The organism is Paractinoplanes ovalisporus (assembly GCF_016834655.1).
GTDB classification, from domain to species: Bacteria; Actinomycetota; Actinomycetes; order Mycobacteriales; family Micromonosporaceae; genus Actinoplanes; species Actinoplanes ovalisporus.
This window is the reverse complement of the sequence record NZ_JAENHP010000016.1, coordinates 201,681-224,358: the sequence shown is the minus strand read 5'-3', so window position 1 is coordinate 224,358 and position 22,678 is coordinate 201,681. Positions and strand designations below refer to the sequence as shown.

Here is a 22,678-nt window from a genome sequence, read left to right as displayed (position 1 = left end):
AGTCGTGATGGAACTGACCTCCGCGCAAACCGCCGTCACGTTGGGCGACGACCAGGTAGCCACGGTCCTGGCTTGGATGGTCGCCGTGATTCTCGGGTCGGGAGTCCTGGTCCTGATCTTCCGGGTGGTCCTCGAGGGGACCCCCACGCGGCGACAGCAGAATCAATCCGATGCCTCGCCCGACACGACGCTCATCCGCAGCTGGCTCGCCATCGCCCTGGTGTCGGGCCTGCTCGTCTTCGGGGTTCTCTCGTTCACCCTCGACGCGGGCGAGCTGAGAAACCTGTTGATGGGCGGCATCATCGCTTCGGCCGGGACGGCGACGGCGTTCTATTTCGCGTCCAAGGAATCCGAGAACACCCAGCGGAACTTGCTCAACGCCGCTTTCGGAACGCCGACAATGCGCATGCCGAACCTGGTCGGCATCTCGATCGGCAACTCACGCCAGGTCGCGCAGGCGCTCGGCCTGATGCTCGAACCCGATCCCACCACAGCGGCCGACGACGACCTGGTCACGGAAACTCGGCCGACGGCCGGCACGTCGGTGAAGCAGGGCGAGAAGGTGACGGCAGTGGCGGCCCCGCGCACCCCGGCAAATGCCGACGACACCGTGGCACCGAAACCCCCACCCAAGCCCGCGGACAAGCCCGCAGATAAGCCTGCGAACAAGCCGGCGGACGGGGTTGAAGAGGCGGGTGCCGGTGTCGTGGCTCCGGCTGCTGTGGTCCAGCCGGCGGATGAGGGCAGCAAGGTGGGCACCGTTACGGAAGGAGGTGCTGCGCCTCCGAACGCCGCCGACGAGCCGAGGGGCGAGGTTGACCAGGCGGCCGCCAAAGGAACAGCGGAGCCGAAGGTCGAGGGCGGGTCCGTGAATGACGCTGTGGTAACCGATCCGACCGAGGACAAAGGCGACGAACAGAAAGCGTGACTCCGACCAGGCATTGATTAACATCTATGGGCTTGTCAGGATGACTGCATGACGAGCGCGCGACGTCTGGTCTCGGCAACGTCCGTTGTGGTGCTGGCCGTGGCCGGCGCCCTCATCGCCTCGCCGGCGGTGGCGGCGCCGCCCGGCGGTGCCGACCCCGACACGCCCTGGCGCATGCGGCACTGGCCGCAGACCCAGCCCTGGCAGGTCGACCAGGCCGCCGCGCTCGCGGGCAAGACCGGGCCGCAGCCGATCGACCCGCAGCGCTACGAGCTGCCCGACACGATGACGTGGGACGACTACAAGCCGGTGCCGGGCACGGACTGGGCCAACCCGGCCGTACGAGGGTCGGAACGCACCTTCAACGGCGCCCTCGTGCTCGTCGACTACCCGAACCAGCCGTTCGTCGTGACGCAACCCGCGAACTCCACCATCTTCGGCAACCCGTCCGGCGTACAGAATCTGGACCGGGCCGACGTGCCGCGGTTCTACCGTGACTTCCTCAACCAGCCCGGCGAGCTCAACCGCGGCCACACCATCCACGAGTACTGGATGGAGGACTCGGACGGGCGGTTCGGCATCGAGCTGAGCGCGTACGGGGTCTATCAGATGCCCGCCAAGAGCCACGAGTACGGCATCGAGGCGCAGATGCAGCGGGGCCAGGGCTGCCCGGCCGGTGACACCTGCAACCGCAACCTTCGTACGGACGCTCGCGCCGCCTGGATCGCCGCGGTCGGCGAGACCGAGGCGGCCAAGTACGACTTCGTCTTCTTCCTCTCGGCCGGCCAGGACGAGTCGGCCACGTGGCAGGAGTTCGGGCCGATGAAGTTCACGACCAAGGAGGACGTGACCGACGAGTGGGGGCCGCCGGACACCGCGCTGCCCAACTGGAACGCCACCCGCTATGTCGAATGGACGTCGTGGCAGGCCTCGGCCACCATCTGGCCCAACGCCACCCAGGGCAGCTCGCTGCAGGCCGAGAGCTCCGGCATGTCCACCTACGCGCACGAGTTCAGCCACATCCTCGGCGTCGGCGACAACTACAACAATCCGTACGGGATCCCGGCCCGCCGCGACTACAGCGGGCCGTGGGAGATGCTCAGCCGCGGCACCTTCAACGGCCCCGGCGGGCCGCACAGCCGCTGGCTGGTCCCGGGCACGGCCGGCTCGTCGATGGGCGCCCAGCACATGCTGCGCAACAAGATGAAGCTCGGCATCGCGGGCGACGACGTGCTCCGCCTGTCGCGCGACGGGCTGGCCGGCTCGGGCGTCGTGGTGGCCCGGGTGAAGGCCCGCGCGACCGGGTCGGCCGGCATCAACGTGACCCTGGAGGGCGGCGACCGGAGCGCGGCCTGCAACACGGCGACCGACCCGTTCTGTGACGGCGGCGGCTACGACAACTACACGCTCGAAGTGGTCGACCGGATGGGCTTCGACTCGTTCACGCCCGACTCCGGCGTGCTGCTGGCCAAGACCAAGAACGCCGACGCCGCCCCGTTCATCTGGACGATCGACGCCAACCCGCAGGACATCGACAAGGTCGACTTCGTTCTCCCCGACGGCACGCCGCAGAAGATGACGATCGGCGACTACCGCCAGCTCTCCGACGCTCTCTTCCACGCCGGTACGGGTTCCGGCAGCCGCTTCGAATACGTCGACACGGCCAACCGCCTGCACTTCTACGTTCTCGACCGCGCACGGGACCGCCGGGGCGTTCTCTCGTACGAGGTGGCCGTCCGCTCCCTCGACGGCGCCGGCCCGGCCGTCCGCGGCGTCCGGGCTGCCCCGGCCACGGCCCGCCGGGACCACTCCGGATGGGCCCGCTGCCTGATCCCCGTGCGCAACACCGGAAAGGCCACCGACGTCTTCCGCGTCCAGGCCCCAGGCGCAACCCTTCCCCGTACGGTGGTGGCCCTCCCCGCCGGCCGGACGTCCACGGTCGAGGTGTGGCTGAAGGACAGCCGCCGCGCCCAGGTGACCTTCACCTCCGAGAGCAGCCCGGCCGCCGGCGCCACGGCAACGTGCTCGGTGCGCGGCTGAGAGGACGCTGGTGCACTTTTGTCGAACAAGGCAAAAGTTAGATCCATAACGACCTATCTTTTGACTCCCGCGAGCGCTAGCGTCGTTTCAAGTCTGAAATATGCGTGACACAAAGGGTTCTCCGACGACGTCCTCCGTGGAGTTCGCATGTTCAAAAAGCCCGTCTCCCGCCGTCAGATCCTCACCGCCTCGGCCGGTGCGGCCGCCGCCATCGGTGCCGCCGGCATCCCCGTCCTCGCCACCGGAACCCCGTCCCTCGCCGGCGACAAGCAGGGCAACGGGAAGTTGCGCGTCGAGCCGCTGATCCCGGCCCGCAACCGCGGCATCATCCTCTACAGCGTCCGCGACCGGATCTCGGCCGCGCCCGACGACTCCGGCGTGCCGTACGGGTTCGAGCGGGTCCTGGCCCGGCTGGCCGAGATCGGTTACAAGGAGATCGAGTTCGCCGGCTACACCCAGAACACCTCGATCCTGGGCCGGCAGATCACCCCGGCCGAGATCCGCAAGATCCTCGACGACAACGGCCTGGTGGCCAACGGCACCCACACCTCGATCAACGCGGACACCTTCGAGCAGCAGCTGGACATCGCCGAGACGCTCGGCATGAAGCACATCGGCACCGGCAGCGACCCGACCGGCAGCGCCTACAAGAGTGACTGGGATGCGGCCGCCGATCTCTGGAACGACCTCGGTCGTACGGCCCGCAAGCGGGGGATCAAGCTCTACACCCACAACCACGATTCCGCGTACGGCTTCCTGCTCGACGTCGGGCCGCTCGACGCGAACGGCAAACCGACCCGTTCCACCGGGCAGCGCAAGCTCGAATACTTCTTCACCAGGACCGACGAGCGGTACGTGTTCTTCGAGATGGACATCTACTGGGCGTACGTGGCCCGGTTCAAGCACCACACCTATGTCGACTCCCGGGGCAACGCCCGCGAGGACCTGTTCGACCCGATCCTCACCGTCGCGCCGCGCACCGAGCGGTTCCCGCTGTTCCATGCCAAGGACGGCGACAAGGCGCCTACTCAGGCCAACGGCTACACGATGGTGCCGCTGGGGGAGGGCGACATCAACTTCCAGCAGTTCTTCGAGGTGATCGGGCGGCAGGACTACCACCACGCCAACTGGGAGCAGGACTCCGCGCCCGGTGGCACCGCCAACCCGGGGCAGTCGATCGACTTCGCGGACATCAGCTACCGCAACATGGCCGACCTGACCATCTACCGGCGGTGAGCCGCTACGTACGTTGAGGTGTGTCGCCGATCCCATCATCCCGGGATTCGGCCAGGTCAGAGCCCGTTTGCGACCGTGTCCGGTTTGACCCTGGCGGCGGCACGTCGGTAATCTTCGCCGCGACCGCTGACAGAACGGGCTCTGACCACATCATGAGCATGCCGCTGCGTCCCGGCGACCCCACCCGGCTCGGGCCGTACGGGCTGATCGCCCGGCTCGGTCAGGGCGGCATGGGCAGCGTCTTCCTGGGTCGCGCGCCCGATGACCGCCTGGTCGCGGTCAAGGTGGTCCGCCCCGAGTTCGCCGACGACCCCGAGTTCCGCGGCCGCTTCCGCAGCGAGGTCAGCCGGGCCCGGCAGGTGCCGCCGTTCTCGACCGCCGCGGTGCTCGACGCCGCCCCCGACCATGACCCGCCCTATCTGGTGGTCGAGTATGTCGACGGCCCGTCGCTGACCGCGCTGGTGCGCGAGCAGGGCCCGCTCACCGGGGCCGCGCTGCAGTCGGTAGCCGTCGGCGTGGCCACCGCACTGACCGCGATCCACGGCGCCGGTGTCATCCACCGCGACCTCAAGCCCGGCAACGTGCTGTTCGCCCTGGGCGGCATCAAGGTGATCGACTTCGGGATCGCCCGGGCCTTCGAGGCCACCAGCCGGCACACCAGCACCGATCAGATGGTCGGCACGGTCGCCTACATGGCGCCGGAGCGGCTCGACCCCGCCTTCGGCGCCGAGGTGACCACCGCCGTCGACGTCTTCGCGTGGGGAGCGGTGGTCACCTACGCCGCGACCGGTCACACCCCGTTCACCGGCGAATCCCCGACCGTGACGGCGATGCGCATCCTGACCCAGCCGCCGGACACCTCGGGCGTGCCGGAGCCGCTGCGGAGCGTGGTCGAGCGCACGCTGGTGAAGTATCCGGAGCAGCGGCCCAGCGCCCGCGAACTGCTCGACCTGTTGCTCGCGACCCAGTCCGGGGCGGTGCGCCCGGTGGCCGTGCCGGCACCGCCGGACGACGTGGTCGTCGACGCTCCGACTTCGGTTCCGGCTCCGCACCGCCGGCCCGGTCACCTGGTGCGCCGATGGGCGGTGGCCGGTGCGGCCCTGGTCGTGCTGGCGGTCGCCGGTCTGGTCGGCGGGCACATGCTCAACGCGAACCGGACGACCGGCGCGACGGCCACGCCACCGCCGTCGGCTCAGGCCCCGGTCGACCCGCTCACCGCGATCCTCGCCGGTGACCGCCGCTTCTCCCTGCAGCTCGGCGATTCCCGCCGGTTCTTCATGCTGGAGGACGGCAACGCCGAGCTCGACCTCTCCGACGGCACCGGCTCGCGGTCCCAGTTCGTGCTGAAGCCGGTCGGCGTCGACTACATGATCCAGTCGCTGACCAACGAGGGGTACGCCTCCGCGCCGATCTGCCTCGGCGTCAAGATCGACCCCGAGGAGCCGGGCACCGCTCCGCTGGTCGCCACCGCCTGCACGCCGACCAAGGCCACGCTGTTCTCCCTGGGCGAGGCGGGCCGGGATGCCGACGGGCGGCCCGCCTACACCATCGGCAACGCGTACGGGTTCCTGCTGTGGGACGCCGAGGCCAAGCGCTCGGACGTCGACGAGGTCGGCGAGGCCCGGTACGCCGACAAATACACGTTCGTCGACCGCGGGGAGCCCCCGGCGGCGGCCGCCACCTCGGCGCCCGGCTCGCCCGAACCGGCCGCCGTGACCAAGCCGCCGGCCTCGTCGACCAGCGGCCCGAAGCTCGTCGACGCCGACGTGTCCATGCTGAAGAACTACGCGATCGACCTCGGCAAGCCGGTCGTCATCACCCTGACCGGCGACTCGGGCGGCGACTACCACCTGCGCTCGCACCCGGACGGATCGGTCGACCTCACCGGCACCGGCGTCACCGAGTCGACCCGGATGACGATCAAGCCGGCCCAGGTCCGCAAGCGCTCCGAGGCCAACCAGAACCAGGTCCAGATCGTGGCCACGCCCAAGGTGCCCGCGGCCGGAGCCCCGGCCTGCCTGACCGACGTGCGCGAGACCGTGTTGCGGATGGAGCCCTGCCGCGCGGGGGAGGCCACCCAGGCCTGGAAGCTGACCCCGGCCGGCGACTCGGGTCTGTTCGAGATCAAGGGTGCCCACACCGCCCTGCGCAGCGAGACCGGCTCGCTGCTCAAAGAGGGCGGCTGGTCCGCCTTCCAGACGATCGCCGTCGCGCCTTAGCGCCGGCGCCTGTTCCGCAGCTGCGGCGGGGCTGCGGTAAGGCCTCCCACTCCATCCCACGCGCCACCAGGCCTTCCTCGAATCGCCCGCACCGCCTGACGGGTGGTCGTCGTGGGCGGCGGTGTCCGCGGCCGGCTCACCCTGATCCCGCCTGACGGCGTGCCTGGGCGGGGCCCGGAACCATCCATGACGATTGATTGTTTCGCCACCGCTACGGGCGAGAATGCATCTGAGAGAAAATTTCACATTTACATCTATGAACGCGCTGTGACGTTTCTTACACTCGCCCGACGGTGATCAATCGGAGGGGGTTTCCCGGTGGCGAGATGGCGCAAACTGGCCGCGACCGTGCTGGTCGCGGGGCTTGTCGGAGCGGCGCCCGCGCCCGCCTCGGCCGCACCGGCCTGGAGTCCCGCGCAGGATCTGGAAGGCCTGTGCGCGACGATCCAGGTGTTCGACGGGACGACGTCCAAGGGCTTCGTACGGCGTGACTCGGTCGGCTACGGCTTCACCACCACCGCGTCGGGTGCCGAGCCGTTCCGCTTCGAGGCCACCCAGCTCGGCCGTTACCTGCTGCGGGACTCCACCGGCAAACCGCCCTATCAGAGCGTGCTCGGCTGGGTGTGGGCCGGGGATGCGTACGGGGATCGGGCTGATTGGACGGTCAGCGCCGCCGACGGCAAGTACCGCTTCGTCTCCACCGCGACCGGTCAGCAGATGGGCGTCTACCTCGGCGGGCTCGGCGCGGGCAACGCCAACTCGACCGTCGCCCTGTCGCCGGCCACCGGCTGCGCGGCGATCCCGGACATTGCCACCGGTGTCAGCGGCACACCGGCCCCGGGTGTCGACGCCAACGGCAAACTGGTCGGCTGGATCGACGCCCACGCGCACATCACCGCCGGCGAGGCGTTCGGGGGATCACTGCACTGCGGGGACGCGTACGCATCGGGAGGCGCCCCGGTCGCACTGAAGGGTTGCCCCTCGCACGCGACGCTCGGCTGGGGCGCACTGCTCGAGGCCATCATCGCCGGCACCGACCCGATCAACTCGGCCGAGGACGGCTGGCCCACCTTCGGTGACTGGCCGCAGTACGACACGATGCTGCACGAGGCCTCCTACTTCCGCAGCCTGGAGCGGGCCTGGAAGTCGGGGCAGCGGGTGCTCAACGTGCTGCTGGTCGCGAACCGGGTGATCTGCGGGCTGACCCTCGAACACACCTCGTGCGACGAGATGGACCAGATCCGGGCCCAGGCGCAATATCTGCGCAAGATGCAGGACTATGTGGACGCCCGCAGCGGCGGGCCCGGCCAGGGCTGGTTCCGGCTCGCCACCACCCCGGCCCAGGTTCGGCAGATCGCCGCCCAGGGCAAGCTGGCCGTCACCATCGGCGTCGAGAACTCCGAGATCTTCGGCTGCCGCGAGGTCAACGACGTGCCGCAGTGCACCAAGGCGCAGATCGACGCCGGCCTCGACGAGCTGGTGAGCATGGGCGTCAGCGGCCTCTACCCCGTTCACAAGTTCGACAACGCGTTCGGCGGCACCCGCTTCGACGAGGGCGTCACCGGCGCCGCGGTCAACGTCGGCAACCTGATCTCGACCGGCCACTGGTGGCAGGCGACCTCGTGCACCGGGCCCTCCGACAACGAGCAGCCCCTGGTCAGCGACGACATCGCCCGGCTGCTGCAGCTCGGTGTGGGCCTGCCCGCGGGCACGATCCTGCCGGTCTACCCGAGCGGCAAGATCTGCAACGTACGCGGTCTGACCGACCTCGGCCGCTACCTCGTCCAGAAGATGATGGACCGCGGCATGATCATCCACATCGACCACATGAGCGTGAAGGCCGCCTCGGCCGTGCTCGACATGGCCCGGCAGGCCTCCTACCCGGGCGTCGCCTCGGTGCACAGCTGGTCCGACCCGTCCATGGTCAACCGGATGCTCGGCGTCGGCGGTTTTGTGGCCGGCTACGCGTTCTCGGCCACGCCCGACGGCCAGGACACGCCGACCTTCCTCGAGCAGTACCGCACCAACAAGGGCCTGGCCAACGGCTCGAAGATCACCGGGTACGGGGTCGGCACCGACGTGAACGGCCTGGGCACCCAGCCCGCCCCGCGCCAGGACGCCGCGTCGCGCCCGCTGACCTACCCGTTCACCGCGACCAACGGCACGACGGTCGCCAAACAGGTCCACGGCTCGCGCACCTTCGACCTCAACACCGACGGCGTCGCCCAGTACGGGCTCTACGCCGACTGGATCGTCGACCTGATCAACCAGGCCGGCCCCGACGCCGCCGCCCTGCGCCGCGACCTGCTCAGCGGCGCCGAAGCGTACACCGTGATGTGGGAGAAGGCCCGGGCTTGAGAGCGATGCCCGATTGCGCGTGAGCCCGCGGCCTCACGAACTCATTAATTCAGGTCAATCGATGTCCACGCCTACCGTGACGGCATGTTACGAGTCCTGTACCGATTTTGCGCCGCGGGGCTGATCGTCATCCTCACCTGTGCCGCCGGGCCCGTCCCGGCGGCACAGGCGGCTCTGCCCACCCTGGGCGTCGGCGCCACCACTTCAGTGAACGACACCGTCGGCAGCGGCAACACGTGCGCCGGCTTCCTCGACGAGCGGACCCACCTCGGCAACCTCGGCGTACGGCGGGTGTTCGCCTCGGCCGGCCAGGTTCCGTCCGCCGACGCGATCGCCTGTCATACGACGTACGGGGCAAAGCTCTGGTACTCCTTCAAGACGTCGTGCGCGCCGACGGTCGTGGCCGCCGGGGGCTGCGACACCGAGATCCAGAACATCGCGGCCGCCATGCCCGCCGGCAGCCTGCTCACCTATTTCCACGAGCCCGAGGACGACATGACGGGCACCCAGTTCGTCGCGGCCTTCATCCGCGCCTACCAGGTGGCCAAGGCGGTGAACGCCGCGATCGACGTGGTGCCGGTCCACATGTCCTATCAGTGGCGGCCCGGCTCGCCCGGCGTCACCAACAACGGCACCGGCGGCGACCGCGAGATCCAGGACTGGATCGTCCCGCCGCAGTACGCCGACGCGTACGGCTTCGACCTCTACTGGCAGGCCAGCACCCGCGGCAGCGAACCCGACAACCCGGTCAGCGTGGGCAGCGACCCCCGGATGACGCGGTGGTACAACGCTGTCAGCGGCCAGGGCCGGCCGCTCGCGCTGGCCGAGTGGGGCATCGACGACGACCAGGGCGTGCGGGCGTCACGGGGGCCGGCGATCCGGGCGTCCCGCACCTGGCTGACCGCCCGCAACTTCCGGATCGTCAACTACTGGCAGATGGACAACTGGTATCTGGGCGCCACGGCCGGGCCGACCGGCAGCTACCTCGACCCGGACGGCGTCGCCGCCTATCAGGAGTTCGTGGCCGCATCGGTGCCGTAAGCAGGGTCAGAGCGGCGAGGCGAAGTTCTGCGTCCAGTAGAGGGTGCCGCCGGAGGACTTCGCCACGCCGACGCCGATGTTCTTGTAGCCGCAGTTCAGGATGTTGGCCTTGTGGCCGGGGCTGTTCATCCAGCCGTCCATGACGTCGGCCGGGGTGCGGTAACCGGCCGCGACGTTCTCGGCGACGCCGCCCCACCGGTAGCCCTCGGCCGTGACCCGGTCACCCATCGAGGCCTCACCCGGCAGCTGGTGCGACATGGTGTCCTGGTCCGCCTGCCGGTCGGAGTGCTTCTGGGCCGCCCGGTGCAGGCGGGTCTCGCCGGTCAGGGAGCCGCAGCCGGCCGCCTTGCGCTCCACGTTGACCAGCCGGATCACCTCGGTGACGGTGTCCGAGCTGCCACCACCCGAGGTCGGCGGCTGGGTCGTCCTGGTCGGCTTGGGGGCCTTGGTCTTCGTCGGCGACGTCGTCTTCGTCGGCGCCTTGGTCGGGCGCTTGGTGGCGGTGGTCGTCGGCCGGGTCGTCGTGCTGGGCTTCACCGTCGGCGTGGGCGTGGCGGTCCCGGTGGCGGACGGGCTCGGCGTCCCGGAGGACGGCGGCACCGGCGCGGCCAGGTCCTCCGCGCTGAAGGTCGAGGCGTCGGTGGGCGCCGGGTCCTGGGGTGCGGCCGCGGTCAGGCGGGCTTCCCCGTTGTCGGAGGAGGACTTCGCCACGGCGATGCCGGCGTAGCTGACACCGATCACCCCGACCGCGACGGCGGCGATCAGGAGGGGGCGGGCACGGCGGGCGGCGTGGGCGGGCACGGTGAATCTCCTCGGGGCATGGGGGTGGGCTGATCAAGTATCGGTATCCACACCGGCCCCGGCTCTTTCCAAAGGAACCCTTAAAGATCCGCTCAGCGGACCTTAACGCTCACCGGCTCCCGCACGCCGCCGAGCCGGTCGGCCGGCACCGGGCGGCCGAAGTGGTAGCCCTGCGCCTCGCGCAGCACCCAGCGGCCCAGGGGGGCGATCAGCCCGGGCTCGGCTGTCCCACGGCGTCTCCCGCATGGGCGCCCTCATCGGCCGGGAGGCCCGGGTCCTGAGAATCAGCGGTGGGGGTCACCCTCGCCCGGGGGTGAAGCGGACCCAGTCGTAGTGCGCGGTCAGCGGGCGGCCGGGGTAGGTGAACGGGCCGAGCCAGTCGTCGACGCCGATGCCGGGCCACAGGTTCATCATGATGCGCTGCGGGTGCGACGGCAGCGGGCCGCGCGAGCCGTCCTCGCGGTGCACGAGCCGCCCGTCGACATACCACTTGATCGCCCTCGGGCTCCACTCGAAGCCGTACGTGTGATAGCCCGCCGCGGCGTCGAAGCCGAGGTCGATGACGGTCTCGTGGCCACCCACGCCGTCGGTGAAGTAGTTGGTCTGCATCAGGCGCGTGTTCCTGCCGAGGATCTCGATGTCGATCTCGTCCCAGGGCTGGTTGTCGCTGGGGCCGGTGTAGGTGAAGAACGTGGTTGTGGTGCCCGAGCGCTTGACCGCCTTCATCCGCGTCTCGAATTTCCCGGACGAGTAGAGGTCGTTCGTGCGGTACTCGCCCGAGGCGTACGGCTTGTCGGAGCAGCCGGCCGGGCAGGGCACGTCGTCGAGGGTGAGGGTCAGGTCGCCCCGCCGGAAGCCGACGTGGTCGGCGCGCCACCCGACGTCGAAGACGCTGCCGTTGCTCCACCCGTCGGCCCGGTGCCAGCGGCCGGTGTCCTCCGAGCCCAGGTGGTCGACGAAACCGCGGGTCGCGGCCTGAGCGGGGGCCGGCGTCAGCACGGCCGTCAGGAGGAGGGCCGCTGCCGCGGCGATGCGTGATCGAACCTTGAACATGACGTAACGATGTCGGATTGCATCGACCTCAGTCAATGTATCAACGGGCAGCGTCGGGCGGGGGGACGGGCCGGCGCCGGGTCAGGGCCGCGCTTCAGGCGGGGGACAGGCCGGCGTCGGCGAAAATGTGCTTGGCCAGGGCCGAGCTCAGGAACGCCACGAAGGCGTCCGCCCCCACCTGGTTGACGCCCGTGCTGGGGCGGATCGCGATGTACTGGTCGGCCAGGCGGGTGGCCTGGTCGAAGTCGACGGCCCGCAGGTCACCGCCCGCCGCCACGACATCGGTGCGGTAGGTCAGGGCGGCGTCGGCCGCGCCCGTACGGACCTGGGCCAGCGCGGTGGCCGCGTCGGGTTCGACCCTCGGCTGCCGTACGTCGACCGCGGCCGCCTCGAGCGCGGCGCGACTGCCGCGCCCGCACGGGGTGGTGTCGGCGCAGAGGGCCACCTTCGCGTCGCGCAGGTCGCCGATCGCGGCGATCCGGTCACCGGCCGGGGGCAGCGCGATGACGATCGGGTTGCGGGCCACGACGGCCGGCGTGCCGCGGTCGTGCGCGGCGGTGACCATCGTGGTGGCGGCCTCGTCGGCCGACAGGAACACGTCGACCGGCATGCCGTGCAGGATGTGCTGCGCGTGTTCGAGGCCGGCGCCGTACTCGACCGCGACCTGCGCCCCGGGGAACGCCTCTTCGAACCTGGGGACGAGTTTGGTCAGCGTGTCGCGCAGCGGGTCGGCGGCGTGCACGACGATGGTGCCGCCGGGTGCGCCCGAGGGTGCGGGGCCGGCGCTGTGCTCATGGTGGTGGGCGGGGACCTCGGGGGCGGGCGGCGCCGATATCGGGGCGGAGGCCGAGGGGGTGGCCGGGCCGGAACACGCCGACAGGCCGAGCGCGACGGCGACGGCGGCGAGGGTGAGGCGGCGAGGTGTCATCGGGCTCCGCTCGGCTGGGAACCGTCCGGCCCGGGGCGAACCGGGCCGGACGGCAACGGACGTACGGATCAGCAGGTGCCCTTGTCCTGCCAGGCGCCCCACTCACCGGTGGTGCCGGGCTCCTCGCCCTGGGTCCACCAGCGCGCGGTGTAGGCCCGTCCCTTGTGCGAGACGTTCATGCCGCCGGTGTAGACGGCCGACGCGCTCCAGGCCGCCCCGCAACTGGTGGGCGGGTTGGTCGGCGGCGTGGTCGGCGGGGTGGTGCCGCCCCCGCTGACGTTGACGTCGACGCAGGAGTAGAAGGCCATGCCCGTGTCCAGGATGTTCCAGACGGCCAGGATCTTGTGCCGCCCGCCCGGCAGCCCGGTCAGCTGGTGGCTGAGAACCTGCGGCGGCTGGGCGTTGCCGTTGGTGAACGTCTGGTGCAACCGGCCGTCCACGTAGTACTGCCAGTTCTGCGTACGGTGCATGGCCGTGTTGCGCCAGGTGAACGCCGTCGAGCTGCCGATCGAGGTGACCCGCCAGCCCTTGTTGTCGTCGTTCAGGACCGTGAACGAGCTGCCGCCACTGCAGCTCATCGACCCCTTGGGCGCTTCCACGCTCTGGGGTTCGTACTGGATGGAACCGCAGTTGGACACGGCGCCGGTGGCGCACTGGTCCTGACGGCTCGGGGGACTGGTGATCCAGCCATGGGCGCTGGCTGGGCTCGCGGGGGCAATGACGGCGACAAGCGGAGCAATGAGAACGGCGGCCGCAAGCGCGGCCAGTCTTCTCTTCAGGCTCATGTCGCTCCCTTCGGGGGATACGCGGAGCATCGTCCCATCAGCGAACGTCAATACAGTTAAGTTTGTCAACAGTTACTTCACATTGTTGTGCCATGTCGAATCGTGGACAGGCCGACGGCCGGATCCGGGGCCGGGTGGATGCGCCCGGCCCGTCGGCGCACTTTTCTCGACCGGTCATGGCCACAGGCCGCATCCGGCGTTCGTCGTGGTGTGGCCACGGCCAGCCTGATACTCCGGCGGCTCCATGCTCCGAGCTTCGGCGACGAGCGTCTCGGCGGCCGTCCGAGGACGCAGAGACACCCCATGACCACGGGTCGTCGTTTACCGGGCATGATGGCGGGCAACCAGATGGTCATGGGGGAGGACGGCGGTTCGGTGGAGGTACTGCGGCGGCGGTTCCGCAACGGTGAGCCTGCCCAGACGCTGCGACACGCGGCCCGCGCCGTCCTTGTCGACTCCACCGCGGCCGGCCCGGAGCCGGAGTGGGTGGACGACGTGCTGGTCGTGATCAGCGAGCTGGTCCAGAACGTCACCCAGCACACCCGCAGCCCGGGCGAGCTCGTCGTCTCCGTCGCATCCGGCATGATCACGATCGAGGTCGGGGACGCCGACAGCACCGTCCCCCGGGCACGGCGACCCCACCTCTCCCAGGCCGGCGGCCGCGGCCTTCTGCTGATCGACGCGATCTCCCATCACTGGGGAGTCCGCAGCTGCCCTGGCGGCAAGAGCGTCTGGGCCCGGCTGACGGTCACCCCCGACCCGCCCGGCGTCCGCGACCGGTCAGAGATCGACGACGCGGATGGTGTCGAGTGCCGGGTCGGCCGGGTCGGGTAGGACCATTCCGGCGGCGGCGCGTGTCGGCGCCGAGGATGTCACGGGCCCGCGGTTCGGCGCCGCGTCCCTGCCGGTGGCCGGGCGGCGTGAAACCGTAGCGCTCCTGCCGGCGGTAGTCGGCGAGGGCACCCAGGAAGGGCGCACGGCGGTGATCCGGGTGACGTGAGCTCACAAGACGTCTCTACCGCGAGACCCACGGTGGCAGAACTGTTCAACCCGATCGGGGGAGTTTGAGCGGACCGGGAATGCGGGATTAGGGGCTGCCCGTTCCGCCGTCGTGAAAGCAGGGAGTTCCATGATCGACGTTGCCGTAGATCCGGATCGCGCCGAGGTCGCGCCGGACGCGTCGAACAGCACCGACCGCGCCGGTGAACTGATCAACGCGCTGGCTGCCCTGCCCGAGGGGCACCCGTCGCGGCCGCGCCTGCGGGAGCGGACCATCGAGGCCTGGCTGCCGATGGCGCGCCACCTCGCGAACCGCTACGCCGGCCGGGGCGAACCCGTGGACGACCTCTTCCAGGTCGCCACCATGGGTCTGATCAAGGCCGTCGACCGTTTCGACGCCGAGCGCGGCATCGAGTTCGCGGGCTTCGCCATCCCGACCATCGTGGGGGAGCTCAAGCGGCACTTCCGCGACCGCACCTGGTCCATCCGGGTTCCCCGCCGCCTGCAGGAACTCCGGCTCGCCATCACCGCAGCCAACAACTCCCTGACCCACACGCTGGGCCGGGCGCCCACGGTCGCGGACATCGCGGAGCACCTGAACATCACCGAGGAAGACGTCCTCGAAGGCCTCGAAGGCGCCCGCGCCTACAACTCGACCAGCCTCTCCACACCGGCGAGCGGCGAAGGCAGCCTCACCCTGGGCGACACCCTCGGCGGGGTCGACGCCGAGTTCGAACTCGCCGAGCTGCGCGTCGCTCTCGGCCCGGCCCTCGCCCGGCTGGACGAGCGCGAGCAGAAGATCATCAGCCTGCGGTTCTACGGCAACCTGACGCAGTCGGAGATCGCCGAACGCGTCGGGATCTCCCAGATGCATGTGTCGCGCCTGCTGACCAAGGCCCTGGCCAAGCTCCGCAAGCAGCTGGAGTGAAAGCCCACCGGGTGGGTATTCGACCGGTGAGATCGAGGAGGTAGCCATGCCGGCAGGATCCAGCCCGAAACGTGAGCGTCAGTACGAACACATCAAGGAGAGCGCCGAGAAGCGGGGCGTGCCCAAGAAGCGGGCGACCGAGATCGCGGCGCGCACCGTCAACAAGGAGCGGGCCCGCGCCGGCGAGTCGAAGACCGCGAGCCGGTCCTCGATCAAGGACGTCTCCTCCGGGCATCGGGGCGGCAAGCGTTCCCACACCGGCGCCCAGGGCCGTACGAAGGAACAGCTCTACAACGAGGCCAAGCAGCGCAACATCCAGGGCCGTTCGTCGATGAGCAAGGCCGAGCTGGAGAAGGCGCTCGCACGCTGATCCGTACGTGCCGGGAAGTACGTGCCCGTACGGATGTGGGCCGGGCGCCGCCGCTGCCACGCTGGCGCCCGTGAAAATCACCCTTTCCCGCCGGCGGGCCGTGCTGTCCGTCGTGACCGCCGCCGCGGTCGTCGTGCCGGCCGGCGCTCTCACCACCGCCTGGGCCGGCACCGAGACCGCTCCGACCGTCAGCCCCGCGCCGGACATGGCCACCGCTCTCCATCGTGACCTCGGGCTGACCCCAGAGGCGGCTTCCGTACGGCTCGAGGCCGAAACCGTGGCCGCGAAAGCCGAATCGGATCTGGCCGCGAAGCTCGGCTCGTCGTTCGGCGGCGCCTGGTTCTCCGAAGCGGGCAACGAGCTGGTGGTCGCCACCACCGATCCGTCCGAGCGGGCGGCCATCGAAGCCGCCGGCGCCCGCCCCCAGGTGGTCGGACGCAGCCTGGCCGCCCTCGAGGCCGCGCGGGCCCGCCTCGACCGCGCGTCCGCCCCGGCCGGGGTCACCCGCTGGCACGCCGACCCGCAGACCAACACCGTGGTGATCGTCGCCGAGCCCGGGGCCGAGAAGGCGGCGGCCGCGTACGCCGCGGCAGCCGGTCTGCCCGCGGCGGCGGTGACCGTCGAGAAGCGGGCCGGGCAGATGAACGCGGTGGCCGCCGTCGACGGCGGTGACGCCTACATCACCCCGCGCGGCGGGGACTGCTCGGTCGGTTTCGGCGTGGTCGGCGGCTACGTGACGGCCGGCCACTGCGGCAAGGCCGGTCAGGCCGCCCGGGCCGCCGACGGTTCGGCCCAGGGCACGTTCCGCGGCTCGTCGTACCCCGGCAACGACTACGCCTGGGTGGAGCTCAACGCCAACTGGCAGCCGTCCGTGTGGGTCAACCGCTACCCCAGCCGTACGGTCGTCGGCGGCGCCCGGGTCTCGTCCATCAACTCCTCGGTGTGCCGTTCCGGCATGGCCTCCGGCTGGCGCTGCGGCAAGATCACCGACAAGAACGTGACCATCCACTACCAGACGGACAACGTCAACGTCAGCGGCCTGACCCTGACCAACGCGTGCGCCGAGCCGGGCGACTCCGGCGGTCCGTTCCTCTCGGGCTGGCAGGCCCAGGGTGTGGCCGTGGCCGCCAGCGGCAACTGCAGCTCGGGCGGCGAGACCGCGTTCCAGCCGCTCCAGGAGATCCTCGACAAGTACAACTTGACCCTGCTCACCGCGAACCCGGCCACAGTGCACCTGAACTGCGAGTCCGGCCTCAACCAGTACCTCTGCACAGCCACACCCGCCGGCGACGCCCCGGTCACCCTCCAGTGGAAGGTCAACAACGTCGTCCGAGCCGACTGGAACGGCCGGCGCTCGGTCACCGGCTCGTGCACCACAAGCACCCGGATCTCGGTGACGGCGCGTAACGCGTACGCAAGCACCACCCAGACGTGGGCAAGCTGCCGAAGCGGCCCCTGGCTGTGACGTAGGCCGACGGGGCCGGGCTTGCCCCCGCTGGCCCGCCCCGCTGGCCCGCCCCCGGTGGCCCGCCCCCGCCGGCCCGGTCCCGAGGTCAAATGATCTTTAAGTCCGGATTGATTCGTGCATGTCGTTGTTAGACTCCCGGGCTGGTTGGTGTTGAGGCGGGGGTGAAGGCGATGACGGGCTTTCCGGACGCCGAGGCGTTCCTCGATCCGGACGCCTCGCGGGAATATCTGCGCGGCTGGCATCAGCGCGTCGAGACGCAGGCGGCTCGGGCTCAGGCGACCAGTGAGCGGATCGCGAACCTGCGGGCCGGCGCCAAGGACGGCAACGGGCTGGCCGAGGTCACGGTCGAGTCGACCGGGGTGCTGGTCGACCTGAAACTGACCGACCGGATCCACCGGGTCGAGCCCGACGTCGTGGCCCGCGCGGTGATGGAAGCGCTGCGCAAGGCCCGGGTGCAGGTCGCGGAGCGGTCCAAACAGATCGCGATCGAGGAGATGGGGCCCGGCTCGCTGACCGCCCGCACGATCGGTGCGCGGGCCCAGCAGCTGGTCGATCAACTGGATGCGGCCGGCGACGGTGTGCTGAGGCGCGGGGAGTAGACCATGGCGGAAGGGTTCAACGTCGACGCGGCTCAGCTGCACCGCCACGCGTCGAACGTGCTGGCGGTGCGCGACCAGCTGGTGGCGATCAAGTCGGCGAGCCGGGCGATCACCCAGAACGACCAGGCGTACGGGCTGTTGTGCGGGTGGATCGCGGCGATCCTCGAGGCGCGGCACGTGCGGCAGGACGCGCTCTACACGTACGTGGAAGAGAACCTGTCGCTGGCGGCGGAGGCGTTGACCGCCACGGCGAAGGACTACGAGGCGACCGACACGGCGGCATCCGACCGGATCCGTCAAGCCGGCGGAAGGGCCGGGTGAACGCGCCGTGGTGTCCAGCAACACCCTGATCGCGCAGACCACCACCACCCGTACGGCGTATACGGGGTCTTCGCTCGGAGAAGGCTTTCAGGGTCTCCAGCAGGCCGTGGCGAGTGGCAACTGGGTCGACGGCATGCTCGCCGGCGGGGCGTTCGCCCTCGACGCGGCGGCCACCGTGATCGACCCGTTCAGTGCGCTGCTGGCCAACGGGCTCGGCTGGGCGATGGAGCATTTCGAACCGTTGCGCGAGGCGCTCGACAAGCTGGCCGGCATCCCCGACATGGTCGTCGCGCACGCCGAGACCTGGAACAACATGGCCGGCGCGCTGGCCACCATGGCCGAAGACCTCTACTCGGGTCTGGCCGCCGACCTGCCCGACTGGTCGGGGGCGGCGGCCGAGGGCTACCAGGCGCTGATGGCCAACAACGTGGACGGTCTGGGCGGGCTGAGCGTGCTGGCGTCGACCATGTCGGCGGCCACGCAGGCGGCCGGCAACCTGGTGCAGTTCACCCGTGACATCGTCCGCGACCTGATCGCCGACCTGGTGGCGCGGGTGATCGTGTGGGCGGCCGAGGCCATCTTCGTGGTCACCATTCCGGTGGTCGCGGCGCAGATCGTCTCGGCCGTGCTGAAGTGGGCGGGCCGCATCCTCGGCTACACGACGGCCCTGGTCACCAGCCTGACCAACTTGAAGACGCTGCTCGCGGGCTGACAAAGGCTGACACGGGGGAAGAGGCATGGCCAGAGGTCGCGGGGGATCGGGATCGAGCCCCGACGTCGACACCCCGGCCCCGTCGCCGCGGCGGCGCCGGCCGGGAGGTGGAAACGCCAGCAGCGTCGACGGCGGTCACGAATCGGTGCAGGCGGCGTTCACGGCCGGCCGGGTGAACAGCGGCAGCAGCCCGTCGCCGGCCGCCTCGACCCGCTCGCCGGTGACCAGCACGGTGACCGGCGAGCAGCTTCCGGCCGGGTACAGCTACGACGCCAACGGCCGTCTGCACGGTCCCGACGGCGGTTACGCCCGTGACCCCTCGGCGCCGCCCGGAGCCCACAACCGCGACACCGAGTATCCCGGCGGCTACCGCGAGTCCACCCACGACGAGATGGCGCGCCGGTACACCCACGAGGGTGCCCTGGCCGGGGAGTGGCCGCGCATGCCGGACGGCCGGCGTATGCCGCGCGAGGACATGACATGGTTCGACGAGAACGGTGAGGAGATCGATGTCCCACCGGGCGACGACATCACCTACGATCACCGCACACCGACCGTTGTGGACTGGAATGAGAACGGCCGCAACAATGATCGGCAATACCGAATAGACTGGTACAATAACGTCGATAATTTGCGTCCGCAGTTGCGTTCGGAGAATTCCAGTGCCGGCGCGCAACTGGGCGTCAGATATGAACAGGATACGGGCCCGGGATACAGCCCCTGAGGATTCCCGCCGAAATGAGGGAGTGTTTGTGGTCGACATAGCCGGCGTCGTTCAGGGCTTCAACGGCGTCCAGCCCCTGCCGGGCCTCACCGACGCGTGGACCTGGACGATGGGCGTCCGGTTCGCGTACGGGCTGGCCCTGACCCCCGACGGCGGGCACGCGGTGCAGATGAACGTCCGGGGTGAGGCCGACCTGGAGCTGATGGCGAGTGTCCTGTCGTACGCCCGGGAGCGCAGCTCCGAGGTGCTGGCCGCGGTGCCGTTCGCCGTTCTCGACGGTTACAAGCCCCCCGCCGACTACCAGTTCGACACCGTCGGCGCGGTGATGCCCGCCGTTTACCGGCTGCACAAGAAGATTCCCGATCTGGCCGAAGTCACCTATCAGGTGTTCCCGGCCTGGCGGTGCGAATTCTCCGGCCGGGAGACTCAGATCGAGGCGTCCGACCGGTTCACCAAATTCCTCGAGTCGGCCGACATCAAGCGCCTGCCCCGGCCGTTTCTCAAAATGCGTTTCGACAACCCGAGGACCGGCGGTGGCAGCATCGGCGACGAACTCGGTCTGGCCACGCCCGATCTGCTCTTCAGCGAGCTGCGCAAACTCGACGGGGCCGAGGGCGCCTGGATCGACTTCCAGAACTTCCAGAACATCCTGCGCCGCGCCTCCTGGGAAGACGGCCTGCGCCTGGACGGTCAGGCCATCGAGCTCAACGACCTGGTCGCGGACACGCACAAGTTCCTTTACGACGGTGTCGACGATGAATCTTGATATCGAAGACCTGGAACAGCCGATCGACGACGTGACCGAGGCCGACATCCGCGCCGGCCTGGCCCGTCTGAACAGCCGCTACCCGCGTTTCGCGGTCCTGCGGATCCGGCCGCACTATTTCATTCAGACGTACGCCCTCGACGACGGCCGGCTCGACGTCGACTATCGCGAGGGCGGCCCCGACCGGGCGTACGTCTCGCCTTTCCCGCAGACCAAAGAGGCCGTCACCGACGCGTTTCTGAGCTACCTGTCCGACGACAACCGCTGGCGGACCGCCTTCGAATGGAAACGGCAGCCGGAAGAGGGCCCATGAGCTACGTCGTCCCGGTCACCGACACCACCTATCGCGCGCGGGTCGTCGACAGCCTCGACCCTGTGCTGCTGGTGTTCCTGCCCACCGACGACGAGGTGCGGCGGGCGTTCCTGCCGGTGCTGGCCGAGGTCGCCCAGCAGCTGAGCGACAGCGTCACGGTGGCCGGCGTCGACGTGGCCGCCAACCCGGTCACCACCCAGCGGTGGGGCGTCACGCAGACGCCGACCTCGGTGCTGCTGCACCTCGGCTCCGTCCAGCGGGTGCTGCTCGGCGTCCGCCCGGCGGCCCGGCTCCTCGATGAAATAGCCGAGGCCCTCGACCCGGCACCGCCGCGAAAGGCCCGTGCGCCGGAGTGAAAGACCTCCCGCCCCCGCACCGCCAGAGTTGACCGCGCAACGCAGTCGACGGTGAGGCCGCGGCATCCGGGTCAACGCGGGCCCGGCGCTGTCCGGTGCTGTCATCGCAACTGGAGGGTCTGACCGAAGCCGAGACGGTGGACGAACGTTTCGCGGGTGAGGTCGGAGAACGCCATGACGTGCTCGACGCCGGCCTCGGTGAAGTCGACGACGGTCCGGAACGGCTTATGCCCGCGGGGCAGGGCGAGCACGCGGGCGATCTCGTCGGCGACGCCCTGCGGGTCGGCGTCGACACCGGGACGGACCAGGGCCGCGGTCGCCTCCTCGTTGCGCGCGACCAGCGGGTCGAGCGCGGCGTAGGCGGCCGTCACCGCGGTGTCGGAGGCCCGGCTCGCGTTCGGGAAGTGCGAGGTGCCCCGGGTGATGGCGCCCGGCATGACGATGCTGGTCTCGATGCCGAACTGGGACGCCTCGTAGGAGGTGACCACGGCCAGGGCGTCGAAGGCGGCCTTCGAGGCGACGTACGGGCCGAGGAACGGCGGGGTCGTCACGATGATGGTGCTGCCGACGTAGAGCAGCGTGCCCGACCGCTGCTCGCGCAGGTAGGGCAGGGCCGCCCGGTTGACCCGGTGGGCGCCGACCGCGTTGACGTCGATCAGGTGCGTCAGGTCGTCGTCGGTGAACGCCTCGACGTAGCCGACGTACAAGTGCCCGGCATTGTTGACGACGACGTCGAGGCGGCCTGCCTGCTCGACCACCGAGCGCACGGCGGCGTCGGCCGATGCCTGCGAGGTGACGTCGAGCTCCACCACGTGCAGGTTCTCGACGGCGGCGAACTCGGCCACGGTCGCCGCCCCGTCCGTGCTCGTGGTGGAGCGCATGCTGGCGTAGACCTGGTGACCCTGAGCGGCCAGGGTCAGGGCGGTCAGGCGCCCGATGCCGGTGCTGGAGCCGGTGATGAGGACGACCGGCATCAGGCGGCACCGCCGTTCGCGTACAGAACCTGGCCGTTGATCCAGCGACCGGGGCCGGCCAGGAAGGCGGTCACCTCGGCGATGTCCTCGGGGGTGCCGAGGCGTTCCATCGGGTTGAGGCTCGCGATGTGGTTGATGACCTGCTCGCTCTTGCCCTCGAAGAACAGAGGGGTGGCGGTCGGCCCGGGCGCGACCGCGTTGACGGTGATGTCGCGGCCGCGCAGCTCCCGGGCGAGGATCAGCGTCATCGCCTCGACCGCGCCCTTCGACGCCGCGTACGGGCCGTAGGTCGGCATCTGCAACCGGGTCAGCGACGACGAGAAGTTGATGATCGCTCCGCCCGCCCGCAGCCGCCGGGCGGCGAGCTGGTTGAGGACGAACGTGCCCCGGACGTTGGTGCGCTGGATCAGGTCGAACGTGTCCAGGTCCATCTCGGCGATCGGCGCCAGCGGCATGATGCCGGCCGTGTGCGCGAGGACGTCGATGCCGCCGAACGTGTCGGTGGCGTGCCGGAACAGCGCCGTCATGGCCTCCGGGTCGGCCACGTCGCCGCCGGACGCGGTGGCCTGTCCGCCCGCCGCGACGATCGACTTCACCGTGTCCTGCGCCTTGGCCTCGTTGCCGCTGTAGTGCACGACCACCGCGACACCCTGCTGGGCGAGCCGCTCGGCGACGGCCCGGCCGATGCCGCCCGACCCGCCGGTGACGATCGCGACGCGTGTGTCAGTCATGGGAACCCCTCATTGATATGGACGAGCT

Annotated in this window: 23 protein-coding genes; 17 read left to right on the top strand and 6 right to left on the bottom strand. The window is 70.1% G+C overall.

Translation table 11 applies throughout. From position 1 onward, the window contains the following. Window positions 1–7 precede the first annotated feature (7 nt). From JIG36_RS35860 to JIG36_RS35835, 6 genes are all read left to right on the top strand, one after another. The gene (locus JIG36_RS35860; RefSeq protein ID WP_203380866.1) at window positions 8–928 is read left to right on the top strand and encodes a PASTA domain-containing protein; all 921 of its coding nucleotides are present in this window, start codon (window positions 8–10) and stop codon (window positions 926–928) included. A gap of 48 nt (window positions 929–976) precedes the next feature. Then, window positions 977–2,968: a M6 family metalloprotease domain-containing protein gene (locus JIG36_RS35855; protein WP_203380865.1), complete on the top strand. Its 1,992-nt coding sequence runs from the start codon at window positions 977–979 to the stop codon at window positions 2,966–2,968. 147 nt (window positions 2,969–3,115) lie between these two features. Further along, window positions 3,116–4,204 (top strand): sugar phosphate isomerase/epimerase family protein, encoded by a 1,089-nt coding sequence (locus JIG36_RS35850; RefSeq protein ID WP_203380864.1) that lies wholly within the window; start codon window positions 3,116–3,118, stop codon window positions 4,202–4,204. A 152-nt stretch (window positions 4,205–4,356) separates the two neighbouring features. Then, complete coding sequence (locus JIG36_RS35845; RefSeq protein ID WP_203380863.1) at window positions 4,357–6,423, top strand: serine/threonine protein kinase; 2,067 nt, start codon at window positions 4,357–4,359, stop codon at window positions 6,421–6,423. Between the two features lie 318 nt (window positions 6,424–6,741). Then, window positions 6,742–8,781 (top strand): amidohydrolase family protein, encoded by a 2,040-nt coding sequence (locus JIG36_RS35840; RefSeq protein ID WP_203380862.1) that lies wholly within the window; start codon window positions 6,742–6,744, stop codon window positions 8,779–8,781. Window positions 8,782–8,865: 84 nt separating this feature from the next. Next, window positions 8,866–9,822, top strand: coding sequence for a hypothetical protein (locus tag JIG36_RS35835; RefSeq protein WP_203380861.1), 957 nt, complete (start codon window positions 8,866–8,868; stop codon window positions 9,820–9,822). Between the two features lie 6 nt (window positions 9,823–9,828). Here the strand turns inward: JIG36_RS35835 and JIG36_RS54385 are convergent, their stop codons facing one another. The 4 genes from JIG36_RS54385 to JIG36_RS35815 form a co-directional block, all read right to left on the bottom strand. Next, window positions 9,829–10,623: a CAP domain-containing protein gene (locus JIG36_RS54385; protein ID WP_203380860.1), complete on the bottom strand. Its 795-nt coding sequence runs from the start codon at window positions 10,621–10,623 to the stop codon at window positions 9,829–9,831. Window positions 10,624–10,920: 297 nt separating this feature from the next. Beyond that, on the bottom strand, window positions 10,921–11,676 hold the full coding sequence (gene bglS / locus JIG36_RS35825; RefSeq protein ID WP_203380859.1) for a beta-glucanase: 756 nt from the start codon (window positions 11,674–11,676) through the stop codon (window positions 10,921–10,923). 94 nt (window positions 11,677–11,770) lie between these two features. Then, a complete protein-coding gene (locus JIG36_RS35820) occupies window positions 11,771–12,604 on the bottom strand; it encodes a molybdate ABC transporter substrate-binding protein (protein WP_203380858.1) in 834 nt (277 codons plus the stop codon). 68 nt (window positions 12,605–12,672) lie between these two features. Next, window positions 12,673–13,389, bottom strand: a complete 717-nt coding sequence (locus JIG36_RS35815) for a lytic polysaccharide monooxygenase (protein WP_236048846.1) — start codon at window positions 13,387–13,389, stop codon at window positions 12,673–12,675. Between the two features lie 303 nt (window positions 13,390–13,692). Here JIG36_RS35815 and JIG36_RS35810 point away from each other — a divergent pair, with 303 nt between their 5' ends. The 11 genes from JIG36_RS35810 (at window position 13,693) to JIG36_RS35760 (ending at window position 20,945) form a co-directional block, all read left to right on the top strand. Beyond that, the gene (locus JIG36_RS35810) at window positions 13,693–14,223 is read left to right on the top strand and encodes an ATP-binding protein (protein WP_203380856.1); all 531 of its coding nucleotides are present in this window, start codon (window positions 13,693–13,695) and stop codon (window positions 14,221–14,223) included. A 295-nt stretch (window positions 14,224–14,518) separates the two neighbouring features. Next, window positions 14,519–15,316, top strand: a complete 798-nt coding sequence (locus tag JIG36_RS35805) for an RNA polymerase sigma factor SigF (protein ID WP_203380855.1) — start codon at window positions 14,519–14,521, stop codon at window positions 15,314–15,316. 46 nt (window positions 15,317–15,362) lie between these two features. Beyond that, window positions 15,363–15,686, top strand: a complete 324-nt coding sequence (locus tag JIG36_RS35800; RefSeq protein ID WP_203380854.1) for a plasmid stabilization protein — start codon at window positions 15,363–15,365, stop codon at window positions 15,684–15,686. A gap of 70 nt (window positions 15,687–15,756) precedes the next feature. Further along, complete coding sequence (locus JIG36_RS35795; protein ID WP_203380853.1) at window positions 15,757–17,151, top strand: S1 family peptidase; 1,395 nt, start codon at window positions 15,757–15,759, stop codon at window positions 17,149–17,151. 173 nt (window positions 17,152–17,324) lie between these two features. Continuing rightward, complete coding sequence (locus tag JIG36_RS35790) at window positions 17,325–17,753, top strand: YbaB/EbfC family nucleoid-associated protein (protein ID WP_203380852.1); 429 nt, start codon at window positions 17,325–17,327, stop codon at window positions 17,751–17,753. 3 nt (window positions 17,754–17,756) lie between these two features. Next, window positions 17,757–18,074, top strand: coding sequence for a type VII secretion target (locus tag JIG36_RS35785; RefSeq protein ID WP_203380851.1), 318 nt, complete (start codon window positions 17,757–17,759; stop codon window positions 18,072–18,074). Between the two features lie 7 nt (window positions 18,075–18,081). After that, on the top strand, window positions 18,082–18,786 hold the full coding sequence (locus JIG36_RS35780; protein WP_203380850.1) for a WXG100 family type VII secretion target: 705 nt from the start codon (window positions 18,082–18,084) through the stop codon (window positions 18,784–18,786). A 25-nt stretch (window positions 18,787–18,811) separates the two neighbouring features. After that, window positions 18,812–19,510: a GH-E family nuclease gene (locus JIG36_RS35775; protein WP_236048845.1), complete on the top strand. Its 699-nt coding sequence runs from the start codon at window positions 18,812–18,814 to the stop codon at window positions 19,508–19,510. Between the two features lie 28 nt (window positions 19,511–19,538). Next, entirely contained in the window at window positions 19,539–20,276 is a 738-nt protein-coding gene (locus JIG36_RS35770) for a hypothetical protein (protein WP_203380848.1), read from the top strand. Continuing rightward, complete coding sequence (locus tag JIG36_RS35765; RefSeq protein WP_203380847.1) at window positions 20,266–20,589, top strand: hypothetical protein; 324 nt, start codon at window positions 20,266–20,268, stop codon at window positions 20,587–20,589. Before JIG36_RS35770 ends, JIG36_RS35765 begins: the two co-directional genes overlap by 11 nt. Continuing rightward, the gene (locus JIG36_RS35760; RefSeq protein ID WP_203380846.1) at window positions 20,586–20,945 is read left to right on the top strand and encodes a thioredoxin family protein; all 360 of its coding nucleotides are present in this window, start codon (window positions 20,586–20,588) and stop codon (window positions 20,943–20,945) included. Before JIG36_RS35765 ends, JIG36_RS35760 begins: the two co-directional genes overlap by 4 nt. Window positions 20,946–21,046: 101 nt before the next feature. On the opposite strand, the gene JIG36_RS35755 is transcribed toward JIG36_RS35760, so the two are convergent. Both JIG36_RS35755 and JIG36_RS35750 read right to left on the bottom strand, forming a co-directional pair. Beyond that, entirely contained in the window at window positions 21,047–21,919 is an 873-nt protein-coding gene (locus JIG36_RS35755) for an SDR family oxidoreductase (RefSeq protein WP_203380845.1), read from the bottom strand. Continuing rightward, the gene (locus tag JIG36_RS35750; RefSeq protein ID WP_203380844.1) at window positions 21,919–22,650 is read right to left on the bottom strand and encodes an SDR family oxidoreductase; all 732 of its coding nucleotides are present in this window, start codon (window positions 22,648–22,650) and stop codon (window positions 21,919–21,921) included. Before JIG36_RS35750 ends, JIG36_RS35755 begins: the two co-directional genes overlap by 1 nt. Between the last annotated feature and the right edge of the window lie 28 nt (window positions 22,651–22,678).